Raw genomic sequence first — 20,210 nt, forward strand, 5'->3', positions numbered from 1 at the left:
TCCTCCTTTGGATTGTTAGGATTAATTGAAAGCGGTATACTAAAATCTAGTGGAGGGGAAAGGAATTTTTGACATGTATAGGGAATAGGAACAAAGATATAGCGCATAATCGTAGCAGAGTATTAGGAGGATATAATGAAAGTTTTTTTAGCCGAACATTGTGGCTTTTGTTATGGGGTAAAACGTGCGGTAGATTTGGCTTGTAATTGTATGAAAGACAATCCAAATGACAGCGCCTACACTCTTGGACCGATCATTCATAATCCGCAGATGGTAGAGCGGCTGGAAAATCAAGGTATTAAAGTAGCCAATCACTTACAGGAGATTACTGACGGCACCGTTATTATCCGTTCGCATGGCGTAGGCCCTGAAGTATATAAAGAAGCCGAAAAAAGACACTTGCATCTTGTTGATGCTACTTGTCCGCATGTCCGTAAAGCACAACAGGCGGCATGGCAGTTAATAAAAGAAGGATATCAGGTGGTAGTTATCGGTGAGCAGCATCATCCCGAGGTAAAAAGTATAGTCGCCTGGTCAGGTGAAAATACAGTTGTAGTAGAATCCTTAGCCGAGGCACTACACATTGCTTTTATGCCTCGTATGGGAGTAGTTGCTCAAACCACTTTTGCCAGTGAATTGTTCCAGGATATTATCGAAGTTTTGAAGACAAAAACTAATGAGTTGAAAGTAAAGCGAACGATTTGCAACGCTACCGAACTAAGACAGAAAGCGGCTATAGAACTGGCGGCTATGGTTGAGGTTATGATTGTCGTGGGCGGAAGAAATAGCGCCAATACTACTCGTTTAGCTCAATTGTGTCAAGAAGCGGGTTGTAAGACCTATCATGTAGAAACAGCTCAGGAGCTTAGGCAGGAATGGTTTCAGGAGGTACAAAACGTTGGCATTACTGCCGGAGCATCAACCCCTGACTGGGTTATAGAGGAGGTAAAAAATATCATGGAAGATTTTAATGAAGCGATGAATCAGGAAGTAGCACGACTGGAAAAGGGAAGTATTATAACCGGAAAGGTAGTTAGTGTCCACAAAGATGAAGTGTTTGTGGATATTGGGTATAAAGCGGAGGGAATCATTCCATTAGCCGAATTAGCTTATCCGGTACCGGACAATGCTGCAGATATTGTTTCTGTTAATGATGTAATTGAGGTGCTGGTACTTGATGAGGAGACGGTTGATGGCGGTGTAAAACTATCAAAAATAAAAGCCGATAAAATGGTTGCTTGGGATAGATTACAACAGGCTTTAGACCACGATCAGCCGTTGGAAAGTAAGGTGGTTGAAGTGGTAAAAGGCGGTGTGGTTACTTCAGTGTCTGGGCTGCGCGGTTTTATACCCGCTTCCCAGTTAAGTTTAAAGTTTGTTGAGGATTTGTCTATATTCCTAGGGCAAACTGTTTCTGTGGTACCAATCGAATTAGATAAAGAGAAAAACCGTATTATACTTTCCCGCAGAGTATTGCTTGAAAGAGAGCAGGAACGGAAAGAACATGAGTTATACAACCAGTTGGAAGAAGGACAGGTATTAAAGGGCGTGGTCTCCCGGCTTGCTAAATTCGGTGCATTTGTGGATGTCGGCGGTGTGGATGGACTTGTTCATATTTCTGATTTATCCTGGCATCGCGTAGCATCACCAGAAGAGGTTGTTGGTGTCGGCGATGAGGTGGAAGTCATTGTTCTAAAAGTAGATTCAGCGGCAAAACGGCTTTCCCTGGGTCTGAAACAAGTTCAGCGTGATCCATGGGTGGATGCTGCTGCAACCTTGGCTGAAGGAAGTATTGTTAAAGGGAAAGTAAGCAGACTTGCCAAGTTTGGTGCTTTTGTGGAATTACAACCTGATGTGGAGGGCTTGGTTCATATTTCGGAACTTGCTGATCATCATATTGGAAAACCTGAAGAAGCAGTTACTGTTGGACAGGAGTTAAATGTTAAGATCCTGAGCATTGACCTCAAAAGTAAAAAAATTGCATTAAGTGCCAGTAAGGCGCGAGAGGAATCTGAAAGAGCGGAATATCAGGATTATCTAGGTAATCAGACTTCTTTTGGAGTTACTATTGGTGAAAAACTAGGCCATTTATTTAAGCGTGAGGATTAAGGAGAAGCATAGTGCGTCAGTCACGTAAGCTTGATCATATTAAGTATGCATTAACCTTGCCTGACGGACCGGTAGATAGTGGTTTTGATGATATTTCACTAATACATAACTGTTTACCGGAATTGTCCTGGCAAGATATAAGCCTTGCCACTGATGTCTGTGGTATAAAGCTTAGCCATCCTATTCTGATTAATGCTATCACCGGTGGAGCCAAGGATGTTGTTAACGTGAATGCCGGGCTAGCTGAAGTTGCAAAAAGAACGAATTCCGCGATGGCCGTAGGGTCACAGTTTGCAGCTTTAGAGGATGACAGTGTACGCGAGTCTTATCAAATCGTTCGCCAGATTAATCCCGATGGCATTGTTTTTGCCAATGTAGGTGCTTATGTTACTGCGGCACAAGCACGGCAGGCAGTGGACATGGTTGGAGCTGATGCGTTACAGATTCATCTTAATACGGCACAGGAATTGTTTATGGCTGAGGGCGACCGAGAGTTTAAGGGATATTTAGCAGCTATAGCCGAAGTAGTGAAACATGTTCAGGTTCCGGTGATTGTAAAAGAAGTTGGCTGTGGAATAGCCAGAGAACAGGCCGAACTTTTGCAAGAGGTTGGAGTACGGGCCATTGACGTTGGCGGGGCCGGTGGGACGAATTTTATCGCTATTGAGGCAGCCCGAAGCGGCAGTTCCGTTAAGGATGGTCTGCATTGGGGGATACCTACGGTTATCAGTGCCATTGAGGTTGCATCTGTTTTATCTGGTAAGGTTGATTTAATCGTATCCGGTGGTGTGCGGAGCGCGTTTGATGTGATCAAAGCCTTAGCTGTCGGAGCAGCCGCGGTTGGGATTGCATCTCCGTTAATGAGGCAGATGTTCACCGCAGGAACGGATGAAGCTGTTAGATGGTTGGAAAATGTATTATGTTTGGTTAAACAAGGAATGTTATTGAGCGGCGCCAAAGACCGAAACGGGTTAAAAGAAATACCTTTTGTTTTGAGCGGATTTAGCCGTGAGTGGTTGACAGTACGCAAGATAGATATAATTCAATATGCAAATAGAAAGAGGCGAGGATAAAAATCCTCGCCTCTTTCTATTTGTATAGCATGAGATTGTATTATTTTGTGTTAAAAAGGGCAAGATAAAACAACGGAAAATTTAATACATTTTGGCATGAGAGGGGATAAAAAGATGGGAATGCCTATAGGCATGATAACATTGATAGTAGTGGCTGTATTGGTTTATTTTGGCTTAGCGCAGCGAATTTTAGATAGAATGAAATTAACGGATAAACAGGCATTAGGGTTTATCGCAGCAGTCATTATCGGTAGCTTTATTGATATCCCGTTAATGTCTTCACCGGTCCAACTGAGCATAAATGTGGGAGGAGGCTTGCTGCCGTTATTGTTGTGTTTATGGCTTATTTTCAAAGCCGATGAGGCAGCAGAAAAAATCAGAGCGGTAATTGCCACTGTTTTAGTGGCAGGAGCTGTTTTTTTGGGATCGCGCTATTTACCTTATGAGCCAGAGAATATGTTTCTAGATCCGAAATTAATTTATGGTGTTACAGCGGGCTTAATTTCCTACCTGGCCGGACGATCCCGGAGGAATGCTTTTATAGGCGGGGTTTTGGGAATTATTTTGAGTGACATTATACATTTGTTTACCTTAATTGGTTCAGGAATTGCCGGTACCACCAATATAGGCGGGGCTGGTGCCTTTGATGTGATTATGATTGCCGGTTTTGTAGGAGTCATGGTAGCGGAATTGGTAGGCGAGACAAGAGAAAAATTACAGGGGGGACCGGTTTTAGGTCCAAACCGGCCGGAAGGTTTATATGAATTCAGTAAAGAACTATTTTATAATGCAAAAAAAAGTGCCCCTTATAAAAATGTAAAGAATGATGAAGCGGATAAAAAACCGGAACAAAGGGGTGAAGATGATGAATAGGCGATTGTTATTAATATTTGCACTCCTATGGCTTCTTTTATTGGGACAGCAACTACCAGCAACTGCGCAGGTAGTTGGTGATAACAGTGCTGTTTATTATAATATCGTTGATGAAAATGGCGATGTGGTTTATGTCACTGGCTGGGGCATTCAGGTTGGTGATCAATTTTTAACAGATCAAAATAAACGGTACGAGATTGAAAGCATCGCCGGGAACCAGGCTAAGGCTCGTTTTATTGGCAGTGTTAATATTACACAATATTTACCGGAAAAAGAGCAGCAGTCATGGCTGGCCCAAATATTGCAGTTTCGAAGGGTTCACGCAGAAAATCCAGGAAAAGTTGCAATTTATCATACTCATTCCGATGAATCTTATGTTCCGACTGATGGTACTGATAGTATTTATGGTAATGGAGGAATATACAAGGTTGGAGATGCTTTTGCTGGTGCTCTTAAAGCACAGGGAATGGAAGTTATTCATTCCGATGCCAAGCATGATCCTCATGATGATATGGCCTATGAACGTTCTCGTCGTACGGCCGCCAGTTTGATCAAACAGCAGCCGGATGCCATATTTGATGTGCATCGGGACTCTACTCCACCGGAAGTTTACAAGGGAACAATTGAGGGTAAAGATGTAACCAAGCTGCAATTAGTTGTGGGCAAATATGGTCCTACAGGAAAACAAATTGAAGATTATGCTTTACAAATTAAAGCTAATGCTGACCAAAAGCACCCAGGACTGATTAAAGGGATATTCTTTGCTAAAGGTGGTGACTATAACCAGGATTTGCATCCGCGTTCTATGTTAATTGAAGTTGGTGCTCATAGTAATGACCGGACTGCGGCAGAAAGAGGAGTAGCTTTATTTGCCGATATTGTTCCGGCTGTCCTGAATAAAACGGGAGCCAATCCGGCCAATCAGGCCGGGCAAGCGGGAGTAGGGACTGCTGCCGCGGGTCCATCGGGCGCGAGTAAATCGATCGGCTGGATTGTCGGATTATTAATTGTAGGTGCTGCTGCATTTCTTTTTCTCAGTACCGGCAGTATGAAAGAAGCTAAGGCCAAATTAAAACAGTTTACCGGTACGGAGTTTGCTAACTTTTTAGCTCCTTATCGTAAAAATAAACAGAAATATGACGATAAGGACAGAGAGAATAAGGAATAAAAAATTGAGGAAAAACGGAGAGTGATGTGATTTTATTCATCACTCTTTCTTTATTTTGCAGGAAAAGCAAGTACGATAACGGAATATGTAGTAATGAGGTGAAAGATGTGTCACATAAAGGTGTGATTGCACGTGTGATTCCATGTAGTATTGCGGCGGAGTTAGAATTGCAATCAGGAGATAAACTACTGAGTGTAAATGGACAGAAAATCAAAGATATTATAGAGTTAAGTTTTGCACTAGCTGATGAGAGTCTGGAATTGGTGATTGAAAAACAAGATGGGGAACAGGAAATTATCGAATTGGAGAAAGACTATGACGAAGAATTGGGGATCGAATTTGAAAGTGCGGTCTTTGATGGCGTAAGACGCTGTGCCAATCGTTGTATCTTTTGCTTTGTTGATCAGATGCCTCCGGGAATGCGAGAAAGTTTATATGTCAAGGACGACGATTATCGCCTGTCCTTTTTATATGGAAATTTTGTCACCTTAACCAATGTTGGAAGTAATGATATAAAGCGGATTCGTAATTTGCATTTATCGCCATTATATGTTTCTGTACATGCGACAAATGGAACCGTACGGCAAAGTATGTTGAATAACCGCCGTGCCGCGCAAATCATGGAACAAATTCATTCATTGACTGAAACAGGGATAGAACTGCATACTCAGGTCGTACTGTGCCCGGGAATCAATGATGGTCAGGTTCTGGAACAGACGATCAGGGAGTTATACGCATTGCATCCTAAGATACTTTCTTTGGCAATTGTTCCAGTTGGCCTTAGCCGGTACCGGGACAGATGCTATCCTTTGGGTAAATTTTCCCCAAAAGAGGCGCAATATATTATTGATAGCATCCATACGTGGCAAATTAAATGCAGGCGAGAATGCGGCAGTTCGTTCGTATATTTAGCGGACGAGTTTTATCTTTCGGGCGGTCGTGAGATACCCGAATACGATGTTTATGATGGATTTCCCCAGTTAGAAAATGGTATCGGATTGGTACGTAATTTTTTGCAGGAATGGCGGGAGGCGGTCCGGGAAGAAAAGAACGGTTACTTAGAACCTCATTGTATTGATGTAGTTTGCGGGGTTTCGGCGAAGCCTATTTTACAATCATTGTGTAACGAAATGAAAATTAAAAATTTAAATGTTCGTTTGGTAGCTGTAAATAATAATTTTTTTGGTCCGGATATTACAGTTACAGGCCTGCTTACGGGTAAAGATATTATTTCAGAACTTAAATCCTTGACGGGACCACGGACAGGTGTTATTATTCCAGGGATAGCTTTGCGAAAAGGTGAGAATATATTTCTAGATGACAGTACACCGGAAGATATTGTTGCTTCCTTAGGCGTGCCTGTGCGCATTGCTCATGGTGCAGGTGAGTTGTATAATTTATTGACTGCTTGGCGTTGAGCAAGGCTACGAATAGAATTTGATTAATATAGGTGATAAAATGAATAAACCAATTGTTGCGATTGTAGGCCGTCCGAATGTTGGGAAATCGACATTGTTTAATCGTATTGGGAAAAAACGAGTGTCCATTGTAGAAGATATGCCGGGAGTGACCCGTGACCGTATTTATTTGGATGCGGAATGGCTTGGGCACGAATTTACCATGATTGACACCGGAGGAATTGAACTGGAAACAGATGACAGAATATTGACGGCGATACGGCATCAGGCACAGTTAGCTATAGAAGAGGCCGATGTGATATTGTTTATTGTTGATGGTAAAACCGGCGTCACGACTTCGGATGAAGAGGTTAGTAATATATTACGCAATACACGTAAACCGGTATTGTTGGTTGTTAACAAAGTAGATACCATTAAGGATAATCACGAGATTTACGAGTTTTATAATCTGGGATTGGGCGATCCTATACCGGTTTCTGCAGCTAATATTTTAAACCTCGGCGATTTGTTGGATAAAGTCATTGAATCTTTACCGACGCAAGCAGAGACGGAAGAGGAAAGCGATGAAATTAAAGTAGCGGTAATCGGCCGTCCCAATGTGGGTAAATCTTCACTTGTCAACGCATTGATTGGAGAAGAGCGTGTTATTGTTAGTGACATTGCCGGTACTACCAGAGATGCGATTGATACTCATTTTGTCAAGGATGATACAAAATTTGTCTTGATTGATACGGCTGGTATGCGCCGCAAAGGGAAAATCGAACTTCCGGTGGAGCGATATAGTGTCATTCGTTCCTTGCGTGCAGTTGACAGAGCGGATGTCGTTCTGGTCGTTATTGACGCTGCAGAAGGGATTACTGAACAAGATAAAAAAATTGCAGGGTATGCCCATGAGGCTGGGAAGGCCAGTGTGATTGTTGTAAATAAATGGGATCTAGTGGAAAAAGACAGCAAGACTTCACTGCGTTATACAGAAAGTATTCGGAGTGAATTGGGGTTTATGCAGTATTCTCCGGTCGTATTTACTTCAGCATTAACCAGGCAGCGGGTAACCCGTCTTACAGAGTTAGCAAAGTTTGTTGCCGAGCAGCATAGTATGAGGGTAAGCACCAGTGTGTTAAATCAAGTGATTGAAGATGCTGTGGCAATCAACCCTCCCCCATCAGCCCATGGTAGAAGATTAAAAATCTATTTTGCTACACAGCCGGATGTTAGACCGCCAACCTTTATTTTTTTCGTCAATGATCCGGAAACCATGCATTTTTCTTATTTACGCTTTTTGGAGAATAAGTTACGGGAGAGTTTTGGCTTTGAGGGAACCCCACTTAAACTGGTGGTCCGTGGTAAAAAAGAAAAAGACGAATAATTTATTTACATAGGGTGAAGAGAATGGAATATATGATTGTTATCATGCTTGGTTACGTAGTTGGTTCTGTCCCCAGCGGATTGCTGATTGGTAGACTGCTAAAAGACGTTGATTTAAGGCAATATGGCAGTAAAAATATCGGCGCAACCAATGCTTTTCGTGTGTTAGGGCCTTGGCCGGCTTTGTGTGTTTTTTTGGCAGATGCGCTTAAAGGGGTTGCAGGGGTTATCCTGGGGAAAATCCTTCTAGCAACGCCGCTGGCCATGTTGGCCGGCGGGATTGCAACTATGGCCGGACATAACTGGTCGTTGTTTCTTCGGTTTACAGGTGGCCGAGGTGTTGCTACCGGATTGGGTGTGATTGCGGTATTAGTACCAAATGTTACTGTAATAGTATTTTTTTTGTGGGCAGTTATTGTTTTTGCTACACGTTATGTTTCACTGGCTTCGGTGGTAGCGGCCGTTATGGTACCGATTACTATGTGGGGATTAAAAGAAAGGACAGAGTTTTTTTTCTTTGGTATCATAGCGGCAGCCTTTGTGGTAATCCGCCATAAAGATAATATAAAACGGTTATTGCGGGGAGAAGAATTAAAAATTAAAGCTCATAGCCATATCGCGAGTACAAAAGAAAAAGTTAAGGATAAGTAGTGATAGAAAAAAGAGTGGGAAAACTTCCCACTCTTTTTTCTATACAGTAATATTCTAAGCGGCATGTCATATATTTATTAATGATTAATCAAGCTGTGTTCATTGTTTGACTATTAAACAGGCGTGGTATAAAAATAGTTTGTGCTGAAAGCCGTCGCAGTACGTTGTGGGAGAGGAGTTGGTTGCCGCCTAACGTGTTATTTTGCCAGGTAAAACAAGCAGCAATGGGGAGGGAGAAAAATGGAAAAATTCGATTTGTTCCGCGATATTGCCGAACGTACTGGCGGCGATATTTATATTGGTGTTGTAGGACCCGTGCGCACCGGTAAGTCGACGTTTATTAAGCGTTTTATGGAGAACATGGTGTTACCGAATATTACGGACCCTTATGAAAAAGAACGGGCAAAAGATGAATTGCCGCAAAGTGCCGGCGGCAAAACAATTATGACTACTGAACCCAAATTTATTCCGAATGAAGCAGTAAAGATCAGTGTGAATGATAATGTCAGTGTTCAGGTACGCCTGGTGGATTGTGTCGGCTACACGGTAGAAGGTGCTTTAGGTTATGAAGAAGAAACAGGACCGCGGATGGTTTTAACTCCGTGGTTTGATAATGAAATACCATTTCAGGAAGCTGCTGAATTGGGAACAAAGAAAGTCATTACCGAACATTCAACTATTGGTTTGGTCGTAACAACCGATGGCAGTGTTACCGACTTGGCCAGAGAGAAATATATCGAAGCGGAAGAAAGAGTTGTAAACGAACTGAAAGAATTGGAAAAACCTTTTCTGGTCATTCTCAATACGAACCGGCCAACTACCAAAGAAACCCGTGAACTAGTGGCTAAATTGGAGAATAACTATGATGTTCCGGTGATTCCCGTTGATTGTGCGCAGCTAAATCAAGATGATATTTATGCTGTTTTACAGGAAGTATTGTATGAATTTCCGGTAAAAGAGGTAAACATTTCTCTTCCGAAATGGATCGAGGAGTTGGATACGGAACATTGGTTGAAAGAGAAATTTACTGGTGCGGTGGAAGAAGTAATTCAGTATGTTAAGCGGCTACGGGATATTGATAGAGCAATTGATGATTTGTCCGGGTATGAATTTGTTGCTGATGTAATTCTGCATGATATGGATCTGGGCAATGGCATTGCCGTCATTGAGATTACGGCACGTGGTGATCTTTTTTATCAAGTGCTTGAAGAGCTTACCGGGTTTACCATTGCAGGGGAGCACCACTTACTACGCCTAATGCAGGATCTGGCGGTGGCAAAACGGGAATACGATAAAATGGCTGATGCTCTGGAGCAGGTACGGGATACGGGATATGGTATTGTACCGCCGCAGCTTGAAGAAATGGTTTTGGAGGAACCGGAAATCATCCGCACTGGCAATCGTTTTGGTGTTCGCTTAAAAGCATCTGCACCTTCCTTGCATATTATTAAGACCGATATTCAAACGGAAATTTCGCCGATAATCGGTACAGAAAAACAAAGTGAAGAACTTATTCAATATTTGATGCGCGAATTTGAGGGAGAACCGGAGAAAATTTGGCGGACCAATTTATTTGGTAAATCGCTTAATTCTTTGGTTCGTGAAAGTATTCAGAACAAACTTTCCGGTATGCCGGAGTCTGCTCAGGTTAAACTTCGGGATACATTACAACGGGTTGTAAATGAAGGTAGCGGTGGTTTAATCTGTATCATATTTTAATTTATCAAGTCAGTCTGTCAGGGCTGACTGATTTTTTTATTTTCTCTTGTAATTTGTGCTAAAAAGATGATATAATGTCTACCATAAAAAGATATTTATCCTTTGACGGGGTACTGGAGGGAAAACAGTGGCAGGACAGAAATCAGGCTTTTTTCTGGTACGGGAAGAAATTTTGCCAGAAGCGATAAAGAAAACCATCAAGGTAAAAGATTTGCTCAAACGTGGTGAAGCACGCACTATCAACGAGGCTGTTGAAAAGATGGAACTCAGCCGCAGTGCATATTATAAGTACAAAGATTATGTATTTCCTTTTTATGAAGCCAGCCGGGAAAAGATTGTCACGCTAGCGTTACTTTTAGAACATAAGCAGGGTGTTTTATCCAGAGTGTTAAATACCATTGCCGGAGAGCATGGCAGCATTTTGACCATTAACCAGGGAATTCCTTTACAAGGAGTGGCTAATGCCACCGTATCTTTAGAAACCGCTGATTTATCCATTGATTTGGAGGCTCTTTTAGATAAATTACGCATGGTTGAAGGGGTAAAACGCTTGGAAGTATTGGGCCAAGAATAGAGAGGGGACATAAGTGCATGAAAAATTCAATAAACATAGGCTTATTAGGCTTGGGAACTGTTGGTTCCGGTGTCGTAAAAGTTCTTGCTAATAATGCTCAGAATATTGCACAAAAAGTGGGAATACCAATTCATATAAAAAAAATTATGGTTCGCAATCCGAATAAACGCCGTAATGTTGCTGTTGATCAATTGCTCACGACAAAGGTTGATGATATTATCAATGATCCGGAAATTGACATTGTTGTGGAATTAATCGGTGGTGAAACCACAGCAAAAGAATATATGCTAAGGGCTTTACAGGCGGGAAAGCATGTCGTAACAGCCAATAAAGATGTCATGGCAAAGTATGGACGTGAGCTATTTGAGATCGCTGAAGTTAACAGACTGGATCTGATGTTTGAAGCCAGTGTTGGTGGTGGCATCCCCATTATCCGTCCATTAAAACAATGCTTGGCCGGGAATAAAATTAGTGAGGTAATGGGCATTGTTAATGGGACAACAAATTATATGCTTACCAAAATGACCAATGAACGGCTGGATTTTGATGAAGTATTGGCTGAAGCGCAGGAAAAAGGTTATGCAGAAGCTGATCCGACTGCTGATGTTGGTGGTTTGGATGCCGCTCGGAAGATTGCTATTTTGGCGTCTATTGCTTTTGGGGCACGAGTGAGTTTAAACGATGTATATGTGGAGGGAATTACGAATATTGCCAAGGAAGACATTGAATATGCCACGGAATTTGGTTATGTCATTAAGCTGTTAGGCATTGCCAGGGAAGATGGAAAAGGGATTGATGTGCGCGTCCATCCGGCCTTTATTCCGAAAACTCATCCGCTGGCTGCTGTACAGGATGTGTTCAATGCTATTTTTGTCAAAGGCGATGCGGTGGGAGAAGCTATGTTTTATGGCCGTGGTGCCGGCGAACTGCCGACAGCCAGTGCAGTCGTTGCCGACATTATTGATGTCGCTAGAGACATTCGGTATCACGTTACCAGTCGAATTCTTTGTACTTGTTTCGAGCAGAAGAGTATCTGTCCGGTAGAAAAAACGGAGGCACAGTATTACGTCCGGTTATTGGTAGACGACAAGCCAGGGGTTTTTGCGGCTATTGCCGGTTCGTTTGCGGCTGAACAGGTCAGCTTGAATTCAGTAATTCAAAAACGTAAGGTAAATCGTTGTGCAGAGGTTGTCTTGATCACTAACCGGGTTTCCGATGCCAATTTGCGGTCAGCAATCAGTATTTTAAAGGATATGTCGGTAGTAAATCAAATCCGCAGCGTAATTCGCGTGGAGGCAGGAACGATTGGATAATAAATAAAAAAGAAGCGCACCTAGATAGTCTGGAGGACTTATGTTAAATACTGTAAAAGTACGTGTTCCGGGTACAACGGCTAATTGTGGCCCGGGTTTTGATGCTATTGGTATTGCTTGTACGATTTATAATGAACTTGAACTTTATGCAAATTATAATAAAAAGTTAACGATAGAAATTCACGGTGAAGGGGCACAGGCTATTCCTACTACTGAAAGAAATATTGTCTGGCAGGCGGTAAAGACGGTTTTTCAAAAAGTAGGTTATCCTTGTCAGGGAATTAAAATTATAATGAATAACCGTATTCCTCTGGCGCGTGGGCTGGGTAGTAGTGCGGCAGCCATTGTCGGGGGGCTTGTAGCGGCCAATGCGATTTGTGGAAATCAGCTGTCGGATCAACAGCTTTTGGATTTAGCTACAGCGTTAGAGGGGCACCCGGATAATGTTGCCCCTGCTCTTTTTGGTGGTATAGCCTTAAGTGCGGTAGAAACCTCGGATAAAGGCATTCGCCGTGCACATTGTCTCCGTTTTATTCCGCCGTCGTTATTGAAAATGGTCGTGGCCATCCCAGATTTTACGTTGTCCACCAAGGCCTCGCGCCAGGTTTTACCCCAGGCGGTACCTTTGCAGGACGCTGTGTTTAATATCAGTCGGACTGCCATTTTGATTGGGGCTTTGTGTCAGGGGAAATTTGAATACTTGCGCTACGCGCTGGAAGACAGATTGCATCAGCCGTATCGCAAGAAATTGGTTCCGGGAATGGATGCGGTTTTTAATGCCGCTATGGACAATGGTGCTTTAGGTGTAGCTTTAAGTGGAGCCGGTCCATGCTTGATTGCATTTACTGAAACCAATATGAAGCGTATTGGTGAAGGCATGCTGAAAGCTTTTGCTGAACATCAGATTACAGCGTCATATCATGAATTGACGATAGATGCTGAGGGGGCTAAAATAATTTCTTAATTGCAAATTCTTATTTAGGATTTCTGTTGACATATCATCTGAAAAAAGGTACAATATTTTTTGTCAGTCGGGGCGTAGCTCAGTTTGGCTAGAGCGCTACCTTGGGGTGGTAGAGGCCGCTGGTTCAAGTCCAGTCGCTCCGACCAAGTAAAAACCTTATAAAACCCAAATAAATCAAGGGCCTGCAGAAATGCAGATCCTTTGTTTTTGTTCCTAAAAGGATTGTGTAGCGAATGTAGTAAAGACATTTTTTATTCTGGCTTTGAGAAAGTTTGACGAAGAGGTCTCTGGTTTTATCCTAACTAAATGTCTATCAGATTTTCACAATTTCTTCATAAAATCTTCATAATTGCTGTTTATAATGATATATACAAAACCTTAATGAGGAGGTAAGTATATATGGTTATGACACATTATATGGAGTTGCTGGCAGTCAATCAGCCATGGAATTTGATTATATACATGGTTATTCCGGTAGCTTTAGCAGAGGCTCTTGTCGCAACAGAATTTTTTACAGTATATCTACGCGGTTCCAATGCCGGAAACTGGAGAATATGGAATAAGTGGATAGGAATTATCCTCGGTTTTTATTTTCTAGGTATCTTTCTTAATTTAATGGCAACGGTTATTCCTAGTATTCAATGGCGCGGTATTGCTGATATTCTTGCCGTCGGAGCCTACCTTAGCGGTGTAATACCTCTGTTTAGTATTGCTTTATTAGAACTTGGTGCCATTGGCAAAGCGAAGTCCGAGGACGCGAAACTAAAACTCCATTTTATCTTGTTGACAGTATTTCTTGTTGTAGCTCATGTAGCCATGGTTTTTGGTATGGTTGATCCAACCATAATGGGATGGAATCCGGATATAACCGGAGGGCATATGCAGCATATAAAACATTAGGAAAACTTTGTCTTAGAAGAACCACTCATAGAGTGGTTCTTTCTATAATTAAAGAGGAGATATAAAAAGAGCTATTGAAATTTATGAGCCGCGGCTGTTGGGGCAGGATATAAAGGATAAAGCAGCGAAGCCAGATAAACGAATAATCTACGGTTATTATTAAATTTAAAAATCTTTTTCTTACGTTGGATACTATAAAATTGAAAAAGGCAGACTGAATAGGTAAACAACAGGAAAGGAAGCACCGTATGATCAAACATTCTGTACTCATTGTTGATGATGATGCAAAGCTAGTTCAGCTTTTGCAGCTTTATTTTAACAAGGAAGGATTTATCACGTATACGGCAGGTGATGGATTGACCGCAATCCAGCTTGTCTGGTCTCGCAAACCGGATATTATAATATTAGACTTAATGCTGCCGGTGATGGATGGCTGGGAAGTATGCCGGAGGCTGCGCCGGGATAGTGATGTGCCGATTATTATGCTTACTGCCCGGGACGAAGAAAGTGACAGGCTGATCGGGCTGGAAATCGGAGCAGATGATTATGTGGTAAAACCGTTTAGTCCTAAAGAAGTCGTTGCGCGAGCCAAGGTTATTTTGCGGCGAATTCATAGGGAAATAGTACAAAAAGAGCCAATTAAGGTAGGGGGTCTAACGATTGATCTGGAACGGCATCAGGTTATAAGGGATGGTAGTTTAGTCGAGTTAACGCCAACTGAGTTCAAAATATTGGAGACCTTGGCGGCCAATGCTGGGAAAGTATTTAGTCGTTTACAGCTTGTCGAGCAAACCCAAGGTTATACTTTTGAGGGATATGAACGGACGATGGATGCTCATATTAAAAATTTGCGGCGTAAACTAGAAATAAATCCTAAAAATCCCCGGTTTATACAAACTGTATACGGAATCGGCTATAAATTTAAGGGTGATAGACATGAAGAAATTCAATAGTATTACCATCCGAATTACCGGGCTGATGTTTCTTTCCATTGCCATAACGGTTTTTTTACTGATTTATTTGGCTGACGAACAGATGATTGAATTGTTTCGGGAGTATTTAGTTGTTCAGCGAATGGAAACTAGCCATGGGCTAATGGGACAGCAAAACGGAGGCGTAGCTGGTGTGACCCTTGTCATGGGACCATTGGAAGAGACATTTTTGGCTTCTGTTCATACATCGCTCATATGGGTCGGAATGGGTATTATGGTAGTGGGGCTGGCTGCCAGCTATACTTTAGCCCGCAGTATTACCGTTCCCTTGCGTAAATTAAGCCATGCAGCCGAACAAATGGAACAAGGAAATTTAGGACAGAACGTTCCTGTTGAAACCAGTGATGAAGTAGGTCACCTAGCTATGATTTTCAATCGAATGTCCCAGACGCTAGCAGCTAGTGAAAAACTTCGGCGGCAATTACTGGCAAATATCGCCCATGAACTGCGAACGCCGTTATCTGTTATCCAAGGGCATCTGGAAGGTATGATTGATGGTGTAATTGCGCCTGATAAAATGCAGCTTAGTTCACTGCATGAAGAGGCAGTTCGTTTAAATCGATTAATAAGAGATTTACGGGACTTATCACTAGCGGAAGTTCGACAGCTTGCACTGGAGAAAATGCCGGCAGATATCAACCAAATCATTAAGCGTACAGTGCTTATGTTAAAGCCCATAAGCGATGATAAACAAATAGAAATAATATGTTCTTTAACAGAAAGTTTACCTGAATTAACCGTTGATGCCGATCGGATAAGCCAGGTTTTCTACAACATATTAATCAATGGTATCCGTTATTCTCCACCACAGGGTCGAATTGAAATCCGCACATATATAGTAGAGTTTGAGGGGCGACAATGGCTAAAAGCATCGATAAAAGATGAAGGACCAGGTATTTCCCCAGAAGATTTACCCTATGTGTTTGATCATTTTTATCGAGGGGACAAGTCGAGGGATCGGAAAAGTGGTGGATCGGGTATAGGATTGGCTATTGTAAAACAATTGGTTGGAAATCATGGCGGGCAAGTATATGCCGAAAACAGTAAGGCCGGAGGGAGTATTTTTCATGTCTTATTGCCTGTAGCTATTGATTTCAGACCATAACTCAAACGGACAGTTACACTTTCTGACACTTTGTGCCTAAAATCTTTTTCAAGAGTTATATTGTAATTAGTAAAAAGAACCCGCTTTAAAACATGAATTACGTTTTAAAACAGGTTCTTCGAGATAGTCCAATTGATAATTATTTTATATGTTTAATGAGTTTGGGTGCTACACCGGTATAAGTTTGCGGTGATAGAGCCAAGAGGCGTTTTTTTGCCTCTTCAGGCAATGTAATACTGGCAATAAATGTCTTGATTTCTTTCTCGCCAATTGCTCTGCCGCGCGTAATTTCTTTAAGTTTATCGTACGGATTGGAATGACCGTGTTTGCGCATTACTGTTTGTACGGCCTCAGATAACACCTCCCAGGCCATGTTTAAGTGAGCGTCAATAGCCTGAGTATTGACGGAAGTTTTGGCGAATCCCTTTGTTGTATAAATAAGTGCCAGATGAGAGTAGCCTATGGCAGCGCCAATATTACGCTGAGCTGATGAGTCACTAAGATCTCTTTGAAGACGAGAGATTGGCAGTTTGTTGGCTAAATGATCCAATAATGCATTACTCAAGCCCAGATTCGCCTCGGAATTTTCAAAATCAATCGGGTTTACTTTATGTGGCATAGTGGAAGACCCAACTTCACCCTTAACGGTTTTTTGCTTAAAGTAGCCAAGAGAAATATACATCCACATGTCGCGGTCAAAATCAAGGACTATGTTATTAAAGCGGTTGATCACATGAAAACATTCTGCTACATAATCATGAGATTCAATTTGAGTGGTTAGAGGGTTATAGGTAAGCCCCAGGCTTTCTACAAAAACTCTTGCTATGTTTTCCCAGTCTGCTTCCGGATAAGCAACCTGATGGGCATTAAAATTTCCTACCGCACCATTGAACTTTCCAAGATATTCAAGATTCCTAACCTGTTTTAGCTGTCGATTCCAGCGATATACAAATACAGCAAGTTCTTTTCCTATTGTGGTAGGAGAAGCGGGCTGACCATGGGTGTGGGCCAGCATTGCTACTTCTTTTAATTCCTTGGCTTTAGCCGTTACTTCGGCGACCAGTTTTTCAGCTGCTGGTAGCCAGACTTTATGAATGCCATGTTTTAACATAAGTGCATAAGACAAATTATTAATATCCTCAGAAGTACAGGAAAAATGAATAAATTCAATAATGTCGGATAAAGAAGTGTTTTTCAGTGTTTCGCGTAGGAAATATTCAACGGCTTTTACGTCATGATTAGTGATACTTTCAATTTCTTTAATGCGGTTGGCTGTTTCTTCATTAAAACTATTTACAATGTTGCGGAGAATTTGAATTTCGTCAGTAGTTAAGGAGCGTACTTCCTTAAAAACAGGATTAGTCGCCATGGTGATCAACCATTCAATTTCGACGTGAGTCCGGTACTTCATTAAGGCCCATTCGGAGAAAAATTCGCTTAGAGGTTTTGAAATTGCCTCATAGCGTCCTTCAAGCGGAGTCAAAGCTTTAATACTCATCAATATCCCTCACTATTATGTAATATACTAACATAACAAATGACATAACCTACGATAAAATAGTATGATACATCATATTTTGCCAATACTATTTTAACATTATCGTCAAGTGGTGGCTATGGGGTAAAGCATACTTAAGGTAATAGTAGCATAAGCGCTTTTCTCAATAACATGCCTATTATTTACGAGTAGGGGTCTATATAAACAAATCTTGTTTGTCTTACCGTTTTCTTTTATACAATGCAGGAAATACTTAAGAGAGAAGAGAAAGGATATGCAAAGACTGGGGCAATAGGAGGAAATATGGAATTTTATAATATAGCTGTCAATATTTTTGTGTGTGCTTTACTTATCGGCGGCTTGGGGCTAAACATTCTGGCTTTACCGGGGAATACGTTTTTGTTTATCGTGGCCCTGGTTTATGGTTTTTATGAGGGATTTGTTCATATCAATACTACTATCCTTGCCGCTTTATTGGGAGCAGTCGTATTAGGGGAATTAATAGAACTTGTTGCAGGTGCACTAGGTGCAAAGAAAGAAAAGGCTTCTAAGCGGGCCATTGTCTCCGCTGTGGTAGGTGCTATTCTCGGGGGGATAGTCGGAACAACCGTATTGCCGGTACTGGGATCCATTTTTGGTGCTATAGGAGGATCTTTTATTGCAAGCTATCTAGCTGAATATAGCAAACAGGCTGACCTGGACAAAGCCCGGCGTGTAGCCAGGAGTGTTATGTCAGGTCAAATTTTAGGGATGATTATTAAGCTTATTGTAGGGATTGGAATGGTTATAACTATTTTTTTAAATTTATCATGGTCTTGATAACATAGGGCCTTGGTTTAAAGTGATAAAAATGAACTGGGGAGGATTTGAAATGAAATTTTCGTATTACATGCCAACGACAGTTATATTTGGCTGTGGTGAATTTGACAATGCTGCCGGCAGGATTAGCAAAATAGGACAACGTGCGTTAATCGTAACCGGAAAAAAAGCGATGCAGGCTTTAGGGTATACCGAAAAACTGCAGAAAGGACTTTGCTCGCAAGGTGTTCAAACAGCATTGTTTGCCAATGTCAGTGCTGAACCGCATACTTCCGAGGTAAACGACTGTGTCGATCAATTTAAAGATTGGAATCCGGATGTGATTGTTGCGTTAGGAGGAGGCAGTGCAATTGATGCTGCCAAGGGGATTGCTTTAGGATTTTCCACCAATGAATCCGTTGAAGATTATCTGGTGGGTAATAAAGCTGTTTCCGAAGTGGACGTTACGATTCCGCTTGTTGCTATATCAACTACAGCGGGTACCGGGGCGGAGTTAAATTGGGCAGCTATATTGACCGATAGTGCTGCCGGAATAAAAACCAGTTTTCGTCATAAAGGTTTCTTCCCCCAAATAGCGATTATTGATCCTATGCTAACTATATCTCTTTCAAATGCCGTTACTATGGAAACTGGTTTTGATGCTTTTGCACATGCTGTTGAAACAGCTGTATCAAAAGCTACTAATCCGATGGTAAAAATGCACTCGCTGGAAGCCATAGGCTTAATTAGGGACAATCTACCACAGGTTATACAGGATGGACATAATTTACCTGCCCGTACAGCGATGCATTATGCAAGTATGTTAATGGGGGCTAGTTTGGCTAATTCCTCGACTTGCTTGCCGCATCGTTTGCAATATCCAATTGGTATAAAAACGGGATCCAGCCATGGTGCAGGATTAATTTCTTTATTCAAACCTTGGCTTGAACATACATATGAATTTTCCAGTCAAACGTTTAATGAGTTATTTTCGGTTTTGGCCGGGCGTAATTGTCAAAGAAAAGCAGAGGTTTTGGCAGCTTTTGATCGTTTTACTGATCAAATTGGTGCTAATTATACATTGCGCACATTTGGTTTGTCAGAAAAAAATGTTCCTGAACTGGTATCAAAAGTATCCGGCAGTTTGGCCAATGATCCGGCCGGATTAGTTCCCGGGGTCGTTCAGGCTCTGTATAACGGGGCGATATACAGATAAAACGATCACATTGTTAATAGGAATTCGTCCTGCTTATAATAATGTGATTGTTTACAAATTATTTGGCAGTAGGTTTGATTATTTAAACTGAATATTTAGAGGAGGCTTTATGGTAAATACCAAGGAATTAGTGTGGGTTGTCAGTTTTGGGATTGATGAAGACGGCAGTTTTTCCGATTATTTGGTGGAACAGATTGATTTAGGTAATTACAGTCGGCAGGCAGCAGAGAATTTGCGGAATAAAATGGGAAAAGGTGTTTTCTATAATAGTAGAGAAGCAGAGGAATGGGCGCAAAAACAAATGGAAGAACCGGTTTGTAATTGTAGCTGTGCAAAAAGATGTTGTCAGAAAAATGAGTAGCAGTAGATTTGTGATTGACGTGGAATCAAAGCTATGATACCATGTAAAAGGTCGCGGCAATAAGCGACAAAAACTGCCAAAAGGACCAATAAAAAACAGGTTGACACGAAGTG

18 protein-coding genes and 1 tRNA gene are annotated in these 20,210 nt (G+C 41.7%); 18 read left to right on the plus strand and 1 reads right to left on the minus strand.

The annotated features are described in order from the left end of the window. Window positions 1-135: 135 nt before the first annotated feature. The 15 genes from P22_RS11515 to P22_RS11585 all read left to right on the plus strand — a co-directional run bounded on the left by P22_RS11515 (window position 136) and on the right by P22_RS11585 (window position 16,224). Window positions 136-2,109: a bifunctional 4-hydroxy-3-methylbut-2-enyl diphosphate reductase/30S ribosomal protein S1 gene (locus P22_RS11515; protein ID WP_054260386.1), complete on the plus strand. Its 1,974-nt coding sequence runs from the start codon at window positions 136-138 to the stop codon at window positions 2,107-2,109. Window positions 2,110-2,120: 11 nt separating this feature from the next. Next, the gene (gene fni / locus P22_RS11520; protein ID WP_054260387.1) at window positions 2,121-3,182 is read left to right on the plus strand and encodes a type 2 isopentenyl-diphosphate Delta-isomerase; all 1,062 of its coding nucleotides are present in this window, start codon (window positions 2,121-2,123) and stop codon (window positions 3,180-3,182) included. Between the two features lie 114 nt (window positions 3,183-3,296). Next, window positions 3,297-4,055 (plus strand): DUF1614 domain-containing protein, encoded by a 759-nt coding sequence (locus P22_RS11525; protein WP_054260388.1) that lies wholly within the window; start codon window positions 3,297-3,299, stop codon window positions 4,053-4,055. After that, window positions 4,045-5,223, plus strand: a complete 1,179-nt coding sequence (gene spoIIP / locus P22_RS11530) for a stage II sporulation protein P (RefSeq protein WP_235814628.1) — start codon at window positions 4,045-4,047, stop codon at window positions 5,221-5,223. The genes P22_RS11525 and spoIIP overlap by 11 nt, the downstream gene beginning before the upstream one ends. Window positions 5,224-5,321: 98 nt before the next feature. After that, complete coding sequence (locus tag P22_RS11535) at window positions 5,322-6,641, plus strand: DUF512 domain-containing protein (RefSeq protein ID WP_255351801.1); 1,320 nt, start codon at window positions 5,322-5,324, stop codon at window positions 6,639-6,641. Between the two features lie 40 nt (window positions 6,642-6,681). After that, window positions 6,682-8,007, plus strand: coding sequence for a ribosome biogenesis GTPase Der (gene der, locus P22_RS11540; protein WP_054260391.1), 1,326 nt, complete (start codon window positions 6,682-6,684; stop codon window positions 8,005-8,007). Between the two features lie 23 nt (window positions 8,008-8,030). Beyond that, window positions 8,031-8,657, plus strand: coding sequence for a glycerol-3-phosphate 1-O-acyltransferase PlsY (plsY, locus tag P22_RS11545; RefSeq protein WP_054260392.1), 627 nt, complete (start codon window positions 8,031-8,033; stop codon window positions 8,655-8,657). Window positions 8,658-8,897: 240 nt separating this feature from the next. After that, complete coding sequence (gene spoIVA, locus P22_RS11550) at window positions 8,898-10,376, plus strand: stage IV sporulation protein A (RefSeq protein ID WP_054260393.1); 1,479 nt, start codon at window positions 8,898-8,900, stop codon at window positions 10,374-10,376. A gap of 127 nt (window positions 10,377-10,503) precedes the next feature. Beyond that, complete coding sequence (locus tag P22_RS11555; RefSeq protein ID WP_054260394.1) at window positions 10,504-10,950, plus strand: ACT domain-containing protein; 447 nt, start codon at window positions 10,504-10,506, stop codon at window positions 10,948-10,950. Window positions 10,951-10,967: 17 nt separating this feature from the next. Continuing rightward, complete coding sequence (locus P22_RS11560) at window positions 10,968-12,263, plus strand: homoserine dehydrogenase (protein ID WP_054260395.1); 1,296 nt, start codon at window positions 10,968-10,970, stop codon at window positions 12,261-12,263. 40 nt (window positions 12,264-12,303) lie between these two features. After that, on the plus strand, window positions 12,304-13,227 hold the full coding sequence (thrB, locus tag P22_RS11565; RefSeq protein ID WP_054260396.1) for a homoserine kinase: 924 nt from the start codon (window positions 12,304-12,306) through the stop codon (window positions 13,225-13,227). Window positions 13,228-13,295: 68 nt separating this feature from the next. Further along, window positions 13,296-13,373, plus strand: a tRNA-Pro gene (locus tag P22_RS11570). A gap of 253 nt (window positions 13,374-13,626) precedes the next feature. Continuing rightward, window positions 13,627-14,127 carry a DUF6803 family protein gene (locus P22_RS11575; RefSeq protein WP_054260397.1) on the plus strand — a complete coding sequence of 167 codons (501 nt, stop codon included), beginning with the start codon at window positions 13,627-13,629 and terminating at the stop codon, window positions 14,125-14,127. A gap of 248 nt (window positions 14,128-14,375) precedes the next feature. Then, window positions 14,376-15,080 carry a response regulator transcription factor gene (locus P22_RS11580; RefSeq protein ID WP_054260398.1) on the plus strand — a complete coding sequence of 235 codons (705 nt, stop codon included), beginning with the start codon at window positions 14,376-14,378 and terminating at the stop codon, window positions 15,078-15,080. Further along, window positions 15,064-16,224, plus strand: a complete 1,161-nt coding sequence (locus P22_RS11585; protein WP_054260399.1) for a sensor histidine kinase — start codon at window positions 15,064-15,066, stop codon at window positions 16,222-16,224. Before P22_RS11580 ends, P22_RS11585 begins: the two co-directional genes overlap by 17 nt. Window positions 16,225-16,363: 139 nt before the next feature. Here P22_RS11585 and purB read toward each other — a convergent pair whose 3' ends face one another. Continuing rightward, the gene (gene purB / locus P22_RS11590; protein WP_054260400.1) at window positions 16,364-17,722 is read right to left on the minus strand and encodes an adenylosuccinate lyase; all 1,359 of its coding nucleotides are present in this window, start codon (window positions 17,720-17,722) and stop codon (window positions 16,364-16,366) included. Between the two features lie 303 nt (window positions 17,723-18,025). Here purB and P22_RS11595 point away from each other — a divergent pair, with 303 nt between their 5' ends. The 3 genes from P22_RS11595 to P22_RS11605 all read left to right on the plus strand — a co-directional run bounded on the left by P22_RS11595 (window position 18,026) and on the right by P22_RS11605 (window position 20,097). Continuing rightward, window positions 18,026-18,541 (plus strand): DUF456 domain-containing protein, encoded by a 516-nt coding sequence (locus tag P22_RS11595; RefSeq protein WP_054260401.1) that lies wholly within the window; start codon window positions 18,026-18,028, stop codon window positions 18,539-18,541. A 52-nt stretch (window positions 18,542-18,593) separates the two neighbouring features. Next, a complete protein-coding gene (locus P22_RS11600; RefSeq protein WP_054260402.1) occupies window positions 18,594-19,736 on the plus strand; it encodes an iron-containing alcohol dehydrogenase in 1,143 nt (380 codons plus the stop codon). A 109-nt stretch (window positions 19,737-19,845) separates the two neighbouring features. Beyond that, complete coding sequence (locus P22_RS11605; RefSeq protein WP_054260403.1) at window positions 19,846-20,097, plus strand: hypothetical protein; 252 nt, start codon at window positions 19,846-19,848, stop codon at window positions 20,095-20,097. Window positions 20,098-20,210: the final 113 nt, after the last annotated feature.

It is taken from the genome of Propionispora sp. 2/2-37 (genome assembly GCF_001298735.1).
GTDB lineage: Bacteria > Bacillota > Negativicutes > Propionisporales > Propionisporaceae > Propionispora.